The organism is Sinorhizobium sp. GQ132 (genome assembly GCF_059758575.1).
The window spans coordinates 29,574-46,489 of the sequence record NZ_JCAXDX010000005.1; the positions used below are offsets into that span (position 1 = coordinate 29,574).

At 63.9% G+C, this 16,916-nt stretch carries 17 protein-coding genes; 8 read left to right on the forward strand and 9 right to left on the reverse strand.

Going from position 1 to position 16,916, the window contains the following annotated elements:
• Positions 1-409: 409 nt before the first annotated feature.
• On the forward strand, positions 410-1,198 hold the full coding sequence (locus AC6CIG_RS14305; RefSeq protein ID WP_437412835.1) for a helix-turn-helix transcriptional regulator: 789 nt from the start codon (positions 410-412) through the stop codon (positions 1,196-1,198).
• A gap of 295 nt (positions 1,199-1,493) precedes the next feature.
• Here the strand turns inward: AC6CIG_RS14305 and hppD are convergent, their stop codons facing one another.
• Positions 1,494-2,606, reverse strand: a complete 1,113-nt coding sequence (hppD, locus tag AC6CIG_RS14310) for a 4-hydroxyphenylpyruvate dioxygenase (protein ID WP_127709203.1) — start codon at positions 2,604-2,606, stop codon at positions 1,494-1,496.
• A gap of 130 nt (positions 2,607-2,736) precedes the next feature.
• Between hppD and AC6CIG_RS14315 the strand changes: the two genes are divergently transcribed.
• Positions 2,737-3,216: an Lrp/AsnC family transcriptional regulator gene (locus tag AC6CIG_RS14315; RefSeq protein ID WP_018099355.1), complete on the forward strand. Its 480-nt coding sequence runs from the start codon at positions 2,737-2,739 to the stop codon at positions 3,214-3,216.
• A 25-nt stretch (positions 3,217-3,241) separates the two neighbouring features.
• On the opposite strand, the gene AC6CIG_RS14320 is transcribed toward AC6CIG_RS14315, so the two are convergent.
• A complete protein-coding gene (locus tag AC6CIG_RS14320) occupies positions 3,242-3,688 on the reverse strand; it encodes a MarR family winged helix-turn-helix transcriptional regulator (RefSeq protein WP_127709201.1) in 447 nt (148 codons plus the stop codon).
• A gap of 79 nt (positions 3,689-3,767) precedes the next feature.
• On the opposite strand from AC6CIG_RS14320, the gene hmgA reads away from it, so the two are divergent.
• The 4 genes from hmgA to purU all read left to right on the forward strand — a co-directional run bounded on the left by hmgA (position 3,768) and on the right by purU (position 7,933).
• The gene (gene hmgA, locus AC6CIG_RS14325; RefSeq protein ID WP_127709199.1) at positions 3,768-5,129 is read left to right on the forward strand and encodes a homogentisate 1,2-dioxygenase; all 1,362 of its coding nucleotides are present in this window, start codon (positions 3,768-3,770) and stop codon (positions 5,127-5,129) included.
• Positions 5,130-5,209: 80 nt separating this feature from the next.
• Positions 5,210-6,226 carry a fumarylacetoacetate hydrolase family protein gene (locus tag AC6CIG_RS14330; RefSeq protein ID WP_127709197.1) on the forward strand — a complete coding sequence of 339 codons (1,017 nt, stop codon included), beginning with the start codon at positions 5,210-5,212 and terminating at the stop codon, positions 6,224-6,226.
• Between the two features lie 11 nt (positions 6,227-6,237).
• The gene (gene maiA, locus AC6CIG_RS14335; protein WP_127709195.1) at positions 6,238-6,891 is read left to right on the forward strand and encodes a maleylacetoacetate isomerase; all 654 of its coding nucleotides are present in this window, start codon (positions 6,238-6,240) and stop codon (positions 6,889-6,891) included.
• A 157-nt stretch (positions 6,892-7,048) separates the two neighbouring features.
• Positions 7,049-7,933 carry a formyltetrahydrofolate deformylase gene (gene purU / locus AC6CIG_RS14340; RefSeq protein ID WP_018099360.1) on the forward strand — a complete coding sequence of 295 codons (885 nt, stop codon included), beginning with the start codon at positions 7,049-7,051 and terminating at the stop codon, positions 7,931-7,933.
• 46 nt (positions 7,934-7,979) lie between these two features.
• Here the strand turns inward: purU and lpdA are convergent, their stop codons facing one another.
• From lpdA to AC6CIG_RS14360, 4 genes are read right to left on the reverse strand one after another with little or no spacing between them, the layout of a single operon-like run.
• On the reverse strand, positions 7,980-9,374 hold the full coding sequence (gene lpdA, locus AC6CIG_RS14345) for a dihydrolipoyl dehydrogenase (protein WP_127709193.1): 1,395 nt from the start codon (positions 9,372-9,374) through the stop codon (positions 7,980-7,982).
• A 6-nt stretch (positions 9,375-9,380) separates the two neighbouring features.
• Positions 9,381-10,661, reverse strand: a complete 1,281-nt coding sequence (locus AC6CIG_RS14350) for a dihydrolipoamide acetyltransferase family protein (protein WP_127709191.1) — start codon at positions 10,659-10,661, stop codon at positions 9,381-9,383.
• 3 nt (positions 10,662-10,664) lie between these two features.
• Positions 10,665-11,678, reverse strand: a complete 1,014-nt coding sequence (locus tag AC6CIG_RS14355; protein WP_018096638.1) for an alpha-ketoacid dehydrogenase subunit beta — start codon at positions 11,676-11,678, stop codon at positions 10,665-10,667.
• 1 nt (position 11,679) lies between these two features.
• Positions 11,680-12,912: a 3-methyl-2-oxobutanoate dehydrogenase (2-methylpropanoyl-transferring) subunit alpha gene (locus AC6CIG_RS14360; protein ID WP_026168781.1), complete on the reverse strand. Its 1,233-nt coding sequence runs from the start codon at positions 12,910-12,912 to the stop codon at positions 11,680-11,682.
• Positions 12,913-13,093: 181 nt separating this feature from the next.
• Here AC6CIG_RS14360 and AC6CIG_RS14365 point away from each other — a divergent pair, with 181 nt between their 5' ends.
• The gene (locus AC6CIG_RS14365) at positions 13,094-13,216 is read left to right on the forward strand and encodes a hypothetical protein (RefSeq protein WP_018096640.1); all 123 of its coding nucleotides are present in this window, start codon (positions 13,094-13,096) and stop codon (positions 13,214-13,216) included.
• A gap of 21 nt (positions 13,217-13,237) precedes the next feature.
• On the opposite strand, the gene AC6CIG_RS14370 is transcribed toward AC6CIG_RS14365, so the two are convergent.
• Complete coding sequence (locus AC6CIG_RS14370) at positions 13,238-14,575, reverse strand: NAD(P)/FAD-dependent oxidoreductase (RefSeq protein ID WP_127709189.1); 1,338 nt, start codon at positions 14,573-14,575, stop codon at positions 13,238-13,240.
• A gap of 168 nt (positions 14,576-14,743) precedes the next feature.
• On the opposite strand from AC6CIG_RS14370, the gene AC6CIG_RS14375 reads away from it, so the two are divergent.
• Entirely contained in the window at positions 14,744-15,139 is a 396-nt protein-coding gene (locus tag AC6CIG_RS14375; protein WP_127709187.1) for a winged helix-turn-helix domain-containing protein, read from the forward strand.
• 12 nt (positions 15,140-15,151) lie between these two features.
• Here AC6CIG_RS14375 and modC read toward each other — a convergent pair whose 3' ends face one another.
• Both modC and modB read right to left on the reverse strand, forming a co-directional pair.
• Positions 15,152-16,225 (reverse strand): molybdenum ABC transporter ATP-binding protein, encoded by a 1,074-nt coding sequence (gene modC, locus AC6CIG_RS14380; RefSeq protein WP_127709185.1) that lies wholly within the window; start codon positions 16,223-16,225, stop codon positions 15,152-15,154.
• Positions 16,222-16,914, reverse strand: coding sequence for a molybdate ABC transporter permease subunit (modB, locus tag AC6CIG_RS14385; protein WP_018096644.1), 693 nt, complete (start codon positions 16,912-16,914; stop codon positions 16,222-16,224). Before modB ends, modC begins: the two co-directional genes overlap by 4 nt.
• Positions 16,915-16,916: the final 2 nt, after the last annotated feature.

The following is a 16,916-nucleotide window of genomic DNA, read 5'->3' on the forward strand; positions in this document are numbered from 1 at the left end:
GCCCGCATTACCTTCGCGATAACCCGATGTGAGTATCGACCTCGTCGGACGGAGTGGCGAATTCTTGTCCGAGTTACTACGACGACCATATCGGGTTTGACGAGGCGCCGGGTGCGGTTCACCCCTCAAAAGCGAGGGTCCGGCGAAAGGCAAGAGCACCGTTGCCGATCCCGCACGAATTTCGCGGATTCGCCCAAAATTGGTTCGTTCTTGAACGATTTAGACAGGATTGTGGCCGCCACCTAATCCTTTTGGGCGGTTTTACATCCCCCATATTTACGATACATTAGCCAACATAAATTCTTTTTTTCCAGAAATTTTTTTAATCCAAGCAATTTTCACAACGCGGGCCTTTCTCCACATGGGTAAAAAACCCGTAAAAACCAAGGGGAAGTCCGAGGAGGGGATAATGTATCGTGCGAGTTCGGGGTTGGGCGGGTTCGAAGACAGCAAAAGTGTAACACCCAAAAAAAGCAAAATAGTCATGCTAGCCAGGACGGACCTCTTCGCCGAGTGTCTGACCCAGGCGATCGGCGCACGTTTTCAGGACCAGGAAGTGGTGCGGCTTTCGGACGCCGACAGCCTTCTGGACGGCAACCTCGTAGGTGTGACGCTGGTCATGCTCTACCGCGTGCCGATGGCGAACTTTCTATCGATCATCAGGATGATTCATGAGTTCCACCCGAAAGCGGCCGTCGGTCTGCTGGTCGAAAACGCGGAAGGGATCGACGCATCGGTTTCGCATCTGGTCGAGGAGGGGATGATCCACGGCGTGTTGCCCTTGAATCTCCACCTCGACGTTTGCCTTACCGCCATCGACCTCCTGATGAAGGGCGGCGAACATTTTCCCGCCGCACTGCTCAGGCGCCTTGCGCCGAAGAATCCTGGAGAGCGGGACCTCGCCACCCAGGACGAGACGGCCTCTGAAGGCGTCGATCCGGAGCGCGGGAAAGGATTTGGCCAGGTCGTCCTCACGACACGCGAAATCCAGATCCTCGATCTCATCTGCATGGGCACGCAGAACAAGATCATCGCAGATCGCCTCGGACTGTCCGAAAACACCGTCAAGGTGCATGTGCGCAACATCTACAAGAAGATGAACGTGCGCAATCGCACCGAGGCGGCCTCCCGCTATTTCAGAAACGACGGAGGCTTGGGCCCTTCCCGCACGCCGTCGCCGACGCGCTGGCGCAACTGACCGTCAGAGCCTTGAGCAGTCCAAGGTGCTAACAGCGCCCTTTGCGCGTCTGATAAGACGCGCGGCGCCGTAGAAAGTTTTCGGAGGACTGCGATCTCTCTCGTGCTTGTCATAGGGATGAGAGCAGCGCCACGTCTGCGGCGCGGAAAGCGTTCTTTCAGCCCAAGGACTTGGCCTGGCTGGATTCCTGTGACGAGCACAGGAATCCGGAAATCAGGCAAGCGGCGGCGGGTGGCCGGAATCTCAACAGGCCTTGACGCGCGGGCTGCCGCGCGGCGTGTCTGCGGCGCAGCCGCTATTCCGCGGCCTCGTGGCCAAGGGCGCCGCGCCGGATCTGGTCGGCTTCGATCGATTCGAACAATGCGCGGAAATTGCCCTCGCCGAAGCCCTCGTCGCCCTTGCGCTGGATGAATTCGAAGAAGATCGGACCGATCACCGTTCGCGAGAAGATCTGCAGCAGGATCTTCGTCATGCCGCCGTTCACCACGCCCTCGCCATCGATCAGGATGCCGTGTGTCTTCATCCGGTCGATCGGCTCGTCGTGTCCGTGAACACGCTGATGGGACATTTCATAATAGGTTTCCGGCGGCCCCGGCATGAACTTCAGACCGTTTGCGGCGAGCTTGTCGGTCGCATCGTAGATCGCCTCGGTACCGACGGCGATGTGCTGGATGCCTTCGCCTTTGTACTTCTTCAGATATTCTTCGATCTGGCTCGTGTCGTCCTTCGATTCGTTCAGGGGAATGCGGATCTTGCCGCAGGGCGAGGTAATCGCCCGGCTGACGAGGCCGGTGATGCGGCCATCGATGTCGAAGAAATGGATCTGCTTGAAATTGAACAGTTCGCGGTAGAAGGCCCACCACTTGTCCATGTTGCCGCGATAGACGTTGTGGGTCAGGTGGTCGAGATAGTAGAAGCCGACTCCGGCCGGCTTCGGATCACGCTCGCTCAGCCAATCGAACTCGGCGTCGTAGGCTGATCCCTTTTCGCCGTAGGTTTCCACGAAATAGAGAAGCGAGCCGCCGATGCCGACGATCGCCGGCACGTCCAGGCACTTGTCGCTGCCGGTATAGGCTTCGGCGCCTTTGGCAACGGCATGTTCGAAGGCGTGCTTCGCGTCGACGACGCGCCAGGCCATCGAGGGGGCGCAGGGCCCGTGCTCGCCAACGAAGCGCATGGCATGCGATCCGGCCTCCGCGTTCAGGACATAGTTGATATCGCCCTGCCGCCAGACGGTGATGTCCTTGGTCTTGTGCCTGGCGACCGGCGAATAGCCCATGCGGCCGAAGAGCTCCGCAAGCTTCTCAGGCTCCGGGTGGGCGAACTCCACAAACTCGAAACCGTCCGTCCCGGCGGGGTTTTCCGCCGAAATCGCCGGCGGCGGTGCGTCATGGGGGAACGGGCCCATCGTCAGTCTCCTCTTATCCTCCAAACTCTGCTGGATTATGGCGCAGTTCCGATGCATGGTGCTTGTATTCTTGCGCGATTCGCGATGATCGGCGCATGAATTGTGCAGAAAAGCGTTTGAGGGTGCATGAATGGAGCTGCTTGACGGATTCGACCTCAAGATCCTGAGTGAACTGCAGCGCGACGGTCATCTGACCAACAATGAATTGTCCGAGCGCGTCGCGCTGTCTCCTTCGCAATGTTCGCGCCGGCGTACGCGCCTGGAGGCGGAAGGGTTCATCACCGGCTATCAGGCGCAGATCGACCGTCAGAAGCTGGGGCTTGATCTGATGGTGGTGATTTCGGTCACGCTGGCCACGCATAATCGCGACAATGCCAAGCGTTTCGGCAATCTCGTCTCGGCTCTGCCGGAGGTGCTGGAGGCCTATGCGCTGACCGGTGAAATGGACTACCACCTGCGCGTCGTGACGCCGGATCTTGCCGGGCTCTCCCGTTTCGTCAACGAGGTCCTGCTGCCGCATGACAGCGTGCAGCACGTCAAGACATCGATCGTGCTGGAGACGCTCAAGAGTTTCGAGGGTCTGCCGATACCGGCGCGGATGAAGGGGTAGGCGGCAGAGCTAGGGAAGGGCCTCGCTAGAGATTGTTTATCGCCCGTTCCACGGCGCCCAGGCCCTGCGAAAGCGCCTCCATATTCTCTGCCCCAAGCACGGAATGCAGCTCCGTTTGATAGTCGCTCGCAAGCTCCGTCAGCTCCCTGAAGGCCTGCCGGCCCGCCGGCGTCAGCGCCAGATGCTCGAAACGGCGGTCTCGTCCGTCCTGCTCGCGCTTCAACCAGCGGCGCTGCTCGAGGCTGAAGACCGCGCGGCTTACTTTCGTCTTGTGCATGGCGGAGTGCGCGCCGATTTCGGTTGCCGTCATGCTGCGGCGGGAGCTGCCGAGTGCCGCAAGCGTTCGCCATTCCGGCCGCGTCAGCTGGTAACGCGCTTTGTATTGTGCGGCAAAGCGCAAGGCGACGAATTCCGCCGCCCGGTTCAGCCGATAGGGCAGGAAGTTCTCCAGTTCGAACCGCTCTTCGGCCATGGCCTTCCTTCCTTGATAGTTACAAAATCGATAGTTACGATTGTAACTAATATAGCGAAGAGAAGAGGAGGCTCAAGCCATGTTGGAGAAGGCGGAAAAACAGCGGCGGGTAGGTTCGGGTCAGCAGCGCACAGCCGGCTATATGCCTGGATTCGGCAACGACTTCGAGACGGAAAGCCTGCCCGGGGCGCTGCCGCAGGGGCAGAACAGCCCGCAGAAATGCAATTACGGCCTTTATGCCGAACAGCTGTCCGGCTCACCCTTTACGGCACCGCGCGGCACCAACGAGCGCTCCTGGCTCTACCGTATCCGACCGAGCGTCCGCCACACCGGGCGTTTCCGCAAGATCGACTATCCGCATTGGAAGACGGCGCCGCATGTGGGCGAGCATTCCCTGGCGCTCGGGCAGTTGCGCTGGAGTCCTTTGCCGGCGCCCCCGGAGAGCCTGACCTTTCTTCAAGGCATCCGCACCATGACGACGGCGGGCGACGCGCTGACGCAAGCCGGCATGGCTGCGCATGCCTATGCCTTCAATGCCGACATGGTGGATGACTACTTTTTCAACGCCGACGGCGAGCTGCTGATCGTTCCGGAAACGGGCGCGATCCAGGTTTTCACCGAGCTCGGCAGGATGGAGGTGGAGCCGTCTGAAATCTGCCTCGTACCGCGCGGCATGATGTTCAAGGTCACGCGCCTCGGAGAGGAGAAGGTCTGGCGCGGGTACATCTGCGAGAATTACGGCGCGAAGTTCACGCTCCCGGATCGCGGCCCGATCGGCGCCAATTGCCTCGCCAATCCGCGCGACTTCAAGACGCCGGTCGCCGCTTACGAGGACAAGGAAACGCCCTGCCGGGTCCAGGTGAAGTGGTGCGGCTCATTCCATATGGTCGAGATCGGCCATTCGCCGCTCGACGTCGTCGCCTGGCACGGCAATTACGCGCCCTACAAATACGACCTCAAGACGTTCTCGCCGGTCGGCGCGATCCTGTTCGACCATCCCGATCCGTCCATCTTCACGGTGTTGACGGCCCCTTCCGGAGAGGAGGGGACGGCCAATGTAGACTTCGTCCTATTCCCGCCCCGCTGGCTGGTCGCCGAGCATACGTTCCGCCCGCCCTGGTATCACCGCAACATCATGAGCGAGTTCATGGGCCTGATCTACGGGCGCTACGATGCCAAGGAGGAAGGATTCGTTCCGGGCGGCATGAGCCTGCACAACATGATGCTGGCGCACGGACCGGACTTCTCCGGCTTCGAGAAGGCGTCGAACGGCGAGCTGAAGCCGGTGAAGCTCGACAACACCATGGCATTCATGTTCGAGACCCGCTTCCCCCAGCAGCTGACGACGTTTGCGGCAGAGCTCGAGACTCTGCAGGACGACTACATGGATTGCTGGTCCGGCCTCGAACGGAAATTCGACGGCACGCCGGGAATCAAGTGACTTCCGCCGCCGAACCGTGACATGCTGCAATATCCGCGCCGCCCCGGCGAGAATCAACAACGCATCGGGAACACCACTCCATGAAACTCGCAACGCTGAAAGATTCCACCCGCGACGGCAAGCTCGTCGTGGTCTCGAAAGACCTGACCCGCTGCTCGGAGGTGGGTCATATCGCCCGCACGCTGCAGGCGGCGCTTGACGACTGGGCGCATGCGGGTCCGCGGCTGGAGCGCGTCGCCGAGGGGATCGAGACCGGGGCGCAGCCGACCATGCGATTCCATGAGCACGACGCCGCCTCGCCGCTGCCGCGCGCCTTTCAGTGGGCGGACGGATCGGCCTATGTCAATCATGTCGAGCTCGTCCGAAAGGCGCGCAATGCCGAGATGCCGGCAAGTTTCTGGACCGATCCGCTGATCTATCAGGGCGGTTCCGACAGTTTCCTCGGCCCACGCGATCCGATCCTTATGGCCGACGATGGCTGGGGCATCGATATGGAAGGCGAAATTGCTGTCATCGTCGACGACGTGCCCACGGGCGCGACGCTCGAGGAAGCAAGGGCCGCGATCCGACTCGTCATGCTCGTCAACGATGTCTCCCTGCGCGGCCTCATTCCTGGAGAACTCGCCAAGGGATTCGGTTTCTATCAATCGAAGCCGTCTTCCGCCTTCTCGCCGGTCGCCGTGACGCCGGAGGAACTCGGCGAAGCCTGGGATGGCGGGAAACTGCATCTGCCGCTCCACGTCGATCTCAATGGCGAGCCCTTCGGGCGGGCCAATGGCGGCATAGACATGACCTTCGATTTCCCGCAGCTGATCGTGCATGCCGCGCGAACGAGGCTGCTTTCGGCCGGCACGATCATCGGCTCGGGCACCGTTTCGAACAAGCTCGAGGGCGGGCCGGGTAGGCCGGTTTCCGAAGGCGGGGCCGGCTATTCGTGCATCGCCGAATTGCGCATGATCGAGACGATCGAAGGCGGGTCACCGAAAACGCAGTTCCTGAAATTCGGCGATGTCGTCCGCATCGAGATGAAGGATCGCACCGGCCACTCGATTTTCGGCGCCATCGAACAGAAGGTCGGAAAATACGAGCGCGGCTGAGGTCGGACAGCGTGGAGACGGGTGTGGCGAACGAAACCGTGCTTTATGACTATTGGCGCTCGTCGGCGAGCTACCGGGTGCGGATCGCGCTCAACCTGATCGGCGAAGCCTATCGCTCCGTACCGGTCGACCTGCTGGCAAAGGCTCATGGCGCGCCGGAGCATCTCGCCCGGAATCCGCAGGGACTGGTACCGGTGCTCGACATAGACGGCGAGCGCCTCACCCAGTCGCTCGCCATCATCGAATATCTTGCGGAGACGCGGGAGGGGACGGGTTTCCTCCCGTCCCATCCCGTCGACCGGCAACGCGTCCGCGCGCTTTCCTATGCCGTGGCGATGGATATCCATCCCGTCTGCAATCTCGGCGTCGTCGCTCATGTGATGGCGGGCGCGGGCGACGGCGAGGTTGCGCGGCGCGAGTGGATGCAGAAATTCATCGGCGAGGGTCTCTCTGCCTTCGAGCGTATGCTGGACCGCCCCGCGACCGGTGAATTCTGCCATGGCGATCGTCCGACGATGGCGGATCTCTGCCTCGTGCCGCAGGTCTACAATGCACGGCGCTGGGATGTCGATCTTTCGGCGTGCCCGCGGATCGTTGCCATAGATCGCCGCTGCGCCGCCATCGACGCCTTCCGAAGGGCGCATCCCGACCGCGCAAAACCTTGACCCCGTTTCGGATGCGATTTCGTCATTCGCACATCGGTGTGGCCTGTTCCGCCAAGCCGATGTCGCGAATGGATCGGCGGGCCGCAGATCGCCAAGCTAGTTTTTGCGCGACTGCCCGTGTAAGGGCGTGGGAACACCTCAAACGAGAGATTCATCGATGAAAAGCTATGTGCTGACCGTCAGCTGCAAATCCACTCGCGGCATCGTCGCCGCCATCACCGGCTATCTCGCCGAAAAGGGCTGCTATATCAGCGACAGCTCGCAGTTCGACGATTTCCAGACGGGCCTGTTCTTCATGCGTCTCACCTTCATCAGCCAGGAAGGCGCCAAGCTCGAAGATCTGCGCGAAGGCTTCGAACCGGTGATCAAGCGCTTCGAGATGACGATGGAGATCCGTGATTCCGAGGAGCGCATGAAGGTGCTGCTCATGGTGTCGCGCTTCGGCCATTGCCTGAACGATCTTCTCTACCGCTGGAAGATCGGCGCCTTGCCGATCGACATCGTCGGGGTCGTCTCCAACCACTTCGACTACCAGAAGGTGGTCGTCAACCACGACATCCCCTTCCACTGCATCAAGGTGACGAAGGAGAACAAGCCCAAGGCCGAAGCCCAGCTGATGGACGTCGTCGAGCAGACCGGCGCCGAGCTGATCGTGCTGGCCCGCTACATGCAGGTGCTTTCCGATGCGCTCTGCAAGAAGATGTCGGGGAAGATCATCAACATCCACCACTCCTTCCTGCCGTCGTTCAAGGGGGCGAACCCCTATAAGCAGGCCTATGAGCGCGGCGTGAAGCTGATCGGCGCGACGGCGCATTACGTCACCGCCGATCTCGACGAGGGTCCGATCATCGAGCAGGATATCGCCCGCATCACCCATGCCCAGTCGGCCGAGGACTACGTCTCGATCGGCCGCGACGTCGAAAGCCAGGTGCTGGCCCGCGCCGTGCACGCCCATATCCATCACCGCTGCTTCATCAACGGCAACCGCGTCGTCGTCTTCCCGCCAAGCCCGGGTTCCTACGCGTCGGAACGGATGGGCTGAGGCCTGGTCGCCGGGCTCCGCAAGGGGCCTGGGATGCCGGGTCCGCTCACATATGCAGAGCGTGCCCGAGCGTCTTGAAGGCCGCCTCCTGGAAGGCTTCCGATTGCGTCGGATGCGCATGGATGGTACCGGCGATGTCCTCCAGCCGCGCGCCCATCTCGATCGCCAGCGCGAAAGTCGCCGACAGTTCCGAAACGCCATGGCCGACAGCCTGAATGCCGAGGACCAGGTGATTGTCGGCGCGGGCGATGACCCGCACGAAGCCGTCCTCGGAGAGCGTCGTCATGGCGCGGCCGTTCGCCTGGAAGGGAAATTGGCCGATCTTGACGTCGATGCCGGCAGCGCGCGCCTCTTCCGGCGAGAGGCCGGAGGAGACGATTTCCGGGTCGGTGAAGCAGACCGCCGGAATGCAGCGCTTGTCCCAGCTCCGCTTATGACCGGCGACGATTTCCGCGACCATTTCGCCCTGTGCCATCGCCCGGTGCGCAAGCATCGGCTCTCCGGTCACATCGCCGATCGCATAGATGCCGCGCATCGAAGTGCGGCACTGGTCGTCGATGCGGATGAACCTGCCCGACCGGTCCAGATCGATCTCTTCAAGCCCCCAGCCGTCGGTCACCGGCCGGCGGCCGACGGTGACGAGAACCTTCTCCGCCGGGACCTCGAAGGCGCGGCCGTTCTCCTCGGCAAGCAGGCCCCGCCGGTCGGCGGAGAGCCGTTTGGCCCTGGTGCGGGTGAAGACCTCCACACCGAGTTCGCCGAGCCGCTTCATCACGGGCTTTGAGAGGTCGGCGTCGTATTGCGGCAGGATCCGGTCCAGCGCTTCGAGCACGGTGACCTTGGAGCCCAGCTTGGCGAAGGCGGTTCCGAGTTCGAGACCGATATAGCCGCCGCCGATCACCGCGAGCGTCTGCGGCACGTCCGTCAGCGCCAGCGCCTGAGTCGAGGAAATAATGCTTCCGCCGAAGGGAAGGTCGGGAAGCTCGACCGGCGCCGAACCGGTCGCGATAACGATCGCTTCCGCCCGAATGCGCTGAAGCCCGGTTTCCGTTTCCACATCCACCGTCTTGCCGTCGACGAAGCGTCCCTCGCCGATGACCGCCTTGACGCCCGCCTTCTTCAGGAGCCCCGTGACGCCGCCGTTCAGCCGTCCGACGATGCCGTCCTTCCAGGCGATCGTTCGCCGGAGGTCGATCGCCGGAGCACTCAACGAAAGGCCGAGCGGGTTCTTGCCCGAGGCAGCCGTGCGGAGCTTGTGATATTCGTCCGCCGCGTGGATCAGCGCCTTCGACGGAATGCAGCCGACATTCAGACAGGTGCCGCCAGCCTTCGCTTTCTCGACGATCACCGTGTTGACGCCGAGCTGGCCGGCGCGGATCGCCGCGACATAGCCGCCGGGTCCGGCGCCGAGAACCAGGAGCTTGCAGGAGATTTCCTTCATGGATGCCTATCCTTCAACGAAAATCAGCGCCGGCGTTTCGAGCAGCGTCTTCAGGCGCTGGACGAAGACCGCGGCATCCCAGCCGTCGATGACCCGGTGATCGAAGCTCGACGAGAGATTCATGATTTTGCGCGGGACGAATTGCGCGCCGTCCCAGACGGGCCGGACGCCAATCTTGTTGACGCCGACGATCGCCACCTCCGGATGGTTGATGACCGGCGTCGTGGCGATTCCGCCGATGGCGCCGAGCGAGGAGATGGTGATGGTCGAGCCGGTAAGCTCGTCGCGCGTCGCCGTTCCGGTGCGGGCCGCCTCCGCCAGCCGGTTGAGCTCGGCCGCGCAGTCCCATATCCCGCGCGCCTCGGCATGGCGCACCACCGGAACGGTCAGCCCGGCGGGCGTCTGGGTGGCGATGCCGATATGGACGGCAGCGTGGCGGTGAATGACGCCGGCATGGTCGTCGAACGTGGCGTTGACGCCGGGCTGCTCGGCGACGGTCTTCGCCAGCGCGCGCATCAGGAAAGGCAGGATCGTGAGCTTGGCCTGCTCCGGCTTGCGGTCGCGGTTCATCGTCGCGCGCAGATCCTCGAGCGCCGTCATGTCCACCTCTTCCACATAGGTGATGTGGGGGATGCGTGAGGTGGAGAGCGACATCTTTTCGGCGATCCGGCGTCTGAGGCCGGTCATCCTGACCTCCTCGACGGCGGTCTTGCGGACGAGGCCGGCCTGCGCCGGCAGCGGCCCGGCGCCACGGCTGATAAAGAGATCGAGATCCTCATGGGTGATCCGGCCGGCCGGCCCGGTGCCGGCCACCTGCCTGAGATCGATGCCGCTCTCCCTGGCGCGCAGCCGCACTGCCGGGGAGGCGAGTGGCTTTGGCGAAAGATCCCTCGTTTCGCGCGGCGCCGGCGCGGTTCTCGGCGCAGGTTTTTCAGGCTGCGGCGGCGCCTTGGCCGCAGGCCGGGAGGAGACGGCGACGGGCTCGTCCAGCACGTTTTCGGCCAGCGCCTCCGGGACGCTGTCCGGGACAGCATCGCCCGCCTCGCCGGCGGTCTCGATCCTGACCAGCGGCGCCTTCACCGCGACCGTGTCGCCGACCTCCGCTCCGAGCCACAGGACCTTGCCGGTGACGGGCGAGGGGATTTCGACCGTGGCTTTGTCGGTCATGACGGCGGCGAGCACCATATCCTCGCGCACCGGATCGCCGGGCTTCACATGCCACTCGACGAGCTCGGCCTCCGCGACACCCTCGCCGACATCCGGCATCTTGATGATGAATTCACCCACCGGTCAGCCCTCCATCGCTTCGGCGAGCGCACGCCCGACGCGTGCCGGACCGGGGAAATAATCCCACTCCTGCGCGTGCGGATAGGGCGTGTCCCAACCCGTTACCCGGACGACCGGAGACTCGAGGTGATAGAAGCAATGTTCCTGAACGAGAGCGGCGAGCTCTGCACCGAATCCCGAGGTCAGCGTCGCCTCGTGCACGACCACGCACCGCCCGGTCTTCTTCGCGGATTGCACGATCGTCTCGAGATCGAGCGGCAACAGACTGCGCAGATCGATCACTTCCGCGTCGATACCGGTCTCCTCGGCTGCCGCGAGCGCCACATGCACCATCGTACCATAGGCGATGACAGTCACGCCTGATCCCTTGCGGCGTATCTCGGCCTTGCCGATCGGGATCGCATAGTGGCCGTCCGGAACGTCGCCGAGCTCGTGCTTGGACCAGGCCGTGACCGGGCGTTCGTGGTGGCCGTCGAAGGGGCCGTTATAAAGCCGCTTCGGCTCCAGGAACATCACGGGATCCGGATCCTCGATCGCCGAGATGAGCAGACCTTTGGCGTCATAGGGATTCGACGGCACGACGACCTTCAGCCCGCAAACATGGGTGAAGAGCGCCTCCGGGCTCTGGCTGTGGGTCTGGCCGCCGAAGATGCCGCCGCCCGTCGGCATGCGCACGACGATCGGGCAGGTGAAGTCGCCGTTCGAGCGGTAGCGGATCCGCGCGGCCTCCTGCGTGAGCTGGTCGTAAGCGGGATACATGTAGTCGGCAAACTGAATCTCGACGCACGGTTTCAGCCCGTAGGCGGCCATGCCGATGGCCGTGCCGACGATACCGGACTCGCTGATCGGCGTATCGAAGCAACGCGTCTTGCCGTATTTCGCCTGAAGCCCCTGGGTGCAGCGGAAAACGCCGCCGAAATAACCGACATCCTCCCCGAACACGACGACATTTTCGTCGCGTGCCATCGAGACGTCCATGGCGCTGCGCACCGCTTCGATCATCGTCATTCTGGCCATGTCAGTACCCCGCCTTCTGCCGTTGACGGCGGATGTGCGGCGGCATCTCTGCATAGACGCCTTCGAAGATATCCCGCACCGACGGCCTGCCGCCGGCATGCAGCGTTCCGTGGCGTTCCGCTTCCTTCTGTGCCTGGATCACTTCGTCCATGATTTCCGCCTCCGCCTGCGCATGCCGCTCCTCCGACCAGGCGCCGCGTAGGATCAGGTGCTTCTTCAGGCGCAGGACCGGGTCGCCGAGCGGCCAGGCTTCCGATTCCGTTTTCGGGCGATAGGCGCTCGGATCGTCGGAAGTCGAATGGGCGCCGACGCGGTAGGTCACGTATTCGATCAGCGTCGGACCGAGATTGAGCCGCGCCCGCTCGGCCGCCCAGCGCGCCACCGCATAGACGGCCAGGTAGTCGTTGCCGTCGACCCTGAGCGCCGGAATGCCGAAGCCCAGGCCCCTTGCGGCGAAGGTGCCGGAACCGCCTCGGGCGATGCCCTGGAAAGTGGAGATCGCCCACTGGTTGTTGACGATGTTGAGGATGACGGGCGCCTTGTAGGTGGAAGCGAAGACCAGCGCGGAGTGAAAATCCGACTCGGCGGTCGAGCCGTCGCCGATCCAGCCGGCGGCAATCCGCGTATCGTTCTTGATGGCGGATGCCATGGCCCAACCGACGGCCTGGACATATTGAGTGGCGAGGTTGCCCGATATCGTGAAGAAGCCGTGCTCCTTGGAGGTGTACATGACGGGCAGCTGCCGACCATGGCAGGGATCGAGCTCGTTCGAGAAGATCTGGTTCATCATCTCGACCATCGGGTAGTCGTCGGCAATCAGGAGCCCCGCCTGGCGGTAGGTCGGAAAATTCATGTCGCCCTTGCGAAGCGCCTTGCGGAAGGCGCAGCTCACCGCCTCCTCGCCGAGATGCTGCATATAGAAGGATGTCTTGCCCTGGCGCTGCGCCATCAGCATGCGCGCGTCGAAGGCGCGCAGCAGCATCATGTGCCTGAGACCCCTCAGCAGCTCTTCGTCGGAAAGAAAACCGGCCCAGGGGCCGACTGCCTCGCCCTCGCGGTTGAGAACCCGGATGATCGAATAGGCGAGGTCGCGGATCTCCTCGGGGTCCACATCGACTTCCGGCCGCGGCACCGAGCCCGCCTTCGGTATCTTCACGTTGGAGAAATCGGGCAGATCGCCCGGCCGGACGGCCGGTTCGGGGACATGCAGGCTCAATCGGCTGAATTCATCCATGCGGATTCCGGCCTCCCTTCCGGATTGCGCGTCGCGCAACTCCATTCCCGGAAGAACGGCGCCGCCGCCCGGCGGTTCCCGGCTGGCGCCTGGGGTGTCCTCCGCCCCGCCTGCCATACCGCTACGGCATCCCGCTCTCCCGACAGGATATGGGCACAGACTGCCACGAGTCAGGGGCCAGATGAAGCGCTTTCGCCGCCGCGCCCGGCTGCTGCGCGAAGAAAGACAGATTCGTGCCGGCACGCATGCGGCACCGAACGCCGGGCCGGTGCCGGCGCTGGCGGCGGGCAATTTTCTTTCGTGAGGCGGGCGGGCGACCCGGCCTTCAGACCGGTGGCGCGATCTCTATCGGGCTGCCGTCGGAAAAGCGCGAAAGGCGGAACTCGGAGGGATCGACGATGGGCGGATCTCCGGTGACGAGATCGGCGACGAGATGTCCGGCCCCGGGGCCGATGCCGAAGCCGTGACCGGAGAAGCCGGTGGCGATGACGAGGCCCGGCACCTCTTTCGCGTGCGAAATGACCGGGACGACGTCCGGCGTGACATCGATCAGGCCGGCCCAGATCTGCACCGGCTCGACGGTACGCAGCTTCGGAAGAGCCTTTCTTGCTTCCTCGAATGCCTTGAGCACGGATTTCGGATCGGGCCGAGGATCGAGGATACGGTGGCGCTCGAAGGCGCCGGGCCGATCGAGGGGCACGGATGCGATTTCGAAAAGCTCGCGCCAGCTCTGGGCGCTCAAGCCTGCCTGCACGGCCTCGCCCTCGGCCCTTCTCGCCGCGCGAAAATCGCGGAAGAATGCCAAGGTGTCCGGCACGAGCGGATGCAGGTTGGCACCCGCGGTGGCGATCGTGTAGCCGCCGTCGAGGCGTTTGCGATAGGCGTAAGTCGCCGTTGCGCCTGCGCCGGCCGGGCCGCCCTCGACCGGAGCGGTCCTGAGCACGGTGTTGCGCACCTTTAGCTGCGGCAGCCGAATGCCGAGGCCCTTGCAGAAGAGCCGCGACCAGGCGCCGCCCGCAAGCACCACCGTCGAGGCTTCGATGCGGCCCTTTTCGGTGACGACGGCGCTTACCCGACCCGCACTCTTCTCAACCCCCCGCACCGCACAGCCGGTGACGATATGTGCGCCGGCTCGGCGTGCTCCGGCCGCGATTGCGGGCACGGCCTTCTGCGGCTCCGCTCGACCGTCGCGCGGCGTATAGAGCGCGCCTTTGTAGCGGATCGCCGTCCCGGCCATGCGCTCCCGGGTCTCGTCGGCGGTGAGCTGGCGGCTGTCGACGCCATGGGGTTTCGCAAGCGCGAGCCAGGCATCGCGGTTGGCGACGTCCTGCTCCGTTTCGGAAATATAGAGAATGCCGCTCCGGCGAAATCCGGTCTCGCAGCCGACGCGCGCATCGAGGGTGTCCCAGATCTTCAGCGCCTCCATCGCCAGCGGAATCTCGCGCCGATCGCGGCCCATGACGCGCACCCAGCCCCAGTTGCGGCTCGATTGCTCGCCGCCGAGATCGCCCTTCTCGCACAGGACGACTTTGACGCCGCGCTCGGCGAGAAAGAGCGCCGTGCTTACTCCGATGATACCGCCGCCGATGATGACGACGTCGGCACTACCGGGCAGCGAAGCATCGGTTTCAACGGGGTCGAGAGCGGGGCCGGGCATGATCATCTCTTGGGTTTGTTCAGTTATGCCTATCGCTGCATCCAATGTCGGCTTCGATCAAGCCTGCTTGGCCGGTTTCGGGCGGCGATGCACAGTTCCCGTGCCCGAAGCTCCCGCATCGTCTTTGAGCGGTCGCGCCTTCCCGTCTCCTGCGCCAGGCTTTATGTTCGCTCCATGCACGATACCGAAGCCGACCCCCGCCCGATCCTCCGCATCGACTTGCCGCCGAACAGCCGTCTCGGGCGCGGCAAGATCATGCTTCTGGAACACATCCGCGAGACCGGCTCCATTTCCGCTGCCGGGCGGGCCATGGATATGTCTTACCGCCGTGCCTGGCTGCTGGTCGACGCCTTGAACCGCATGTTCAAGGAGCCGGCGGTGGACTCGCAGCGCGGCGGCAAGCAGGGCGGCGGCGCCGTGGTCACCGCTTTCGGCGAGATGCTGATCGAGCGCTTCCGGGCGATGGAGGCCAAGGCGCAGGCCGCGATCGCGGACGATCTCGATTGGCTCGACGCCATGCGCGACTGCAAAGGTGCTCCGCAAGAGGAGCCAACCGGAAAGCCGCTCTAACCATTTGCTTCTCTAATAATCGAGGGCGACGGTCTTGATGATGGCGTGCACCTGCTTTCCCGGGCCAAGCGCGAGCGCATCGCGGGAGACGGTCGTCACGCGCGCGGCGATGACGTTGCCGCCGCAATCCACGCGCATGTCGACGCTTCCTTGCCGCGGCGACGAGACGCCGACGATCGTTCCCGGAAGCACGTTCAGGGCGCTGATGCCTTCCGGGCGACGGGTCGCCAGCATGACGTCGCGCGCGGCAATGTAGAGGCGTAGACTTTGCCCGGCCTCGGCGAAGAGATGCGGCACGCGGATCAGGCAGTCTCCGGCGCGCACCACGGTCAGTTCGTGGCCTTCGTCATGACTGTCGACGGTGCCCTCGATCAACGTGCCCGCTTGCCGCCGGTCGGCGGCGGATGTCGGAAACGGCTCGTTCAGAACGGCCGCCGTTTTGCCGAAGGCCTTGACCCGGCCGTTTTCCATGACGACGACGCGCTCCGCCAGCCGCGCCACTTCAGCCACCGAATGACTGACATAGACGATCGGAATCCGCGTTTCGTCGCGCAGCCGCTCCAGATAGGGCAGGATTTCGGCCTTTCTGGCGTCGTCGAGCGCGGCGAGCGGCTCGTCCATCAGGAGCAGGCGGGGGGAAGCGAGCAGCGCCCGGCCGATGGCGACGCGCTGCCGCTCGCCGCCCGAGAGCGTCGAAGGCATCCGATCGAGCAGATGTCCGATGCCGAGCATTTCGACGATCCTGCCGAATTCGGGCCCCGATCGGGCCGCGCCTGCGAACCAGCGGCCATAGGCGAGATTTCTGCGGACGCTGAAATGCGGAAAGAGGCGGGCTTCCTGGAACACATAGGCAAAGCGGCGGCGGTGGACGGGGGTGAAAAGCCGGCGCTCGCTGTCGGCGATCGTGTCGCCGTCGAGCACGACGCGGCCCTGATCGGGCCGGAGGAGGCCGGCGATGATGTTGACGAGCGAGGTCTTGCCGGAGCCGGAGCGGCCGAAAAGGGCGGTCACGCCGCCCTCCGAGCCGAAGGCGGCGTCGATCGCGAAGGAGCCGAGACGAAGGCGCGCTTCGACCTCGAGCCTCATGCCGCCACCGTCCGCCGCGCCGCGGCTGAAGCCATGGCTTCCGAAAGCATCAGGGCCGCCATCGAAATAACGACGGAGATCGCGGCAAGGCGCATCGCGCCGGCGTCGCCGCCCGGCACCTGTGTGAAGGTATAGATCGCGGCGGAAAGCGTCTGGGTCTCGCCGGGGATATTGGAAACGAAGGTGATGGTCGCGCCGAACTCGCCCATGGCCTTGGCAAAGGAGAGGACCATGCCGGCGAGAATGCCGGGAAGGATCAGGGGCAATGTGACCGTCAGGAAGATCCAGGCGGGGCTAGCGCCAAGGGTTCCCGCCGCTTCTTCGAGCTTGCGGTCGACTGCTTCGATAGACAGCCGGATGCTGCGGACCATCAATGGAAAGCCCATCACCGCGCAGGCGAGTGCCGCTCCCGTCCAGCGAAACGAAAAGACCAGCCCGAAATTCTCAGCGAGAAATGCACCGATCGGGCCGCGCCGGCCGAAAAGGAGCAGCAGAGCGAAGCCCGTGACGACCGGCGGCAGGATCAGCGGCATATGGACGAGGCCGTTCAGGAGCGACTTGCCCCAGAAGCGGCCGCGCGCAAGTATCATCGAGACAAGGAGCGCCGGCGGCAAGCTCGCAAGCATCGCAACGGTGGCGACCCGCAGGCTCAGGCGGACGGCCGTCCACTCCGCGTCGCTCAATGCCATCC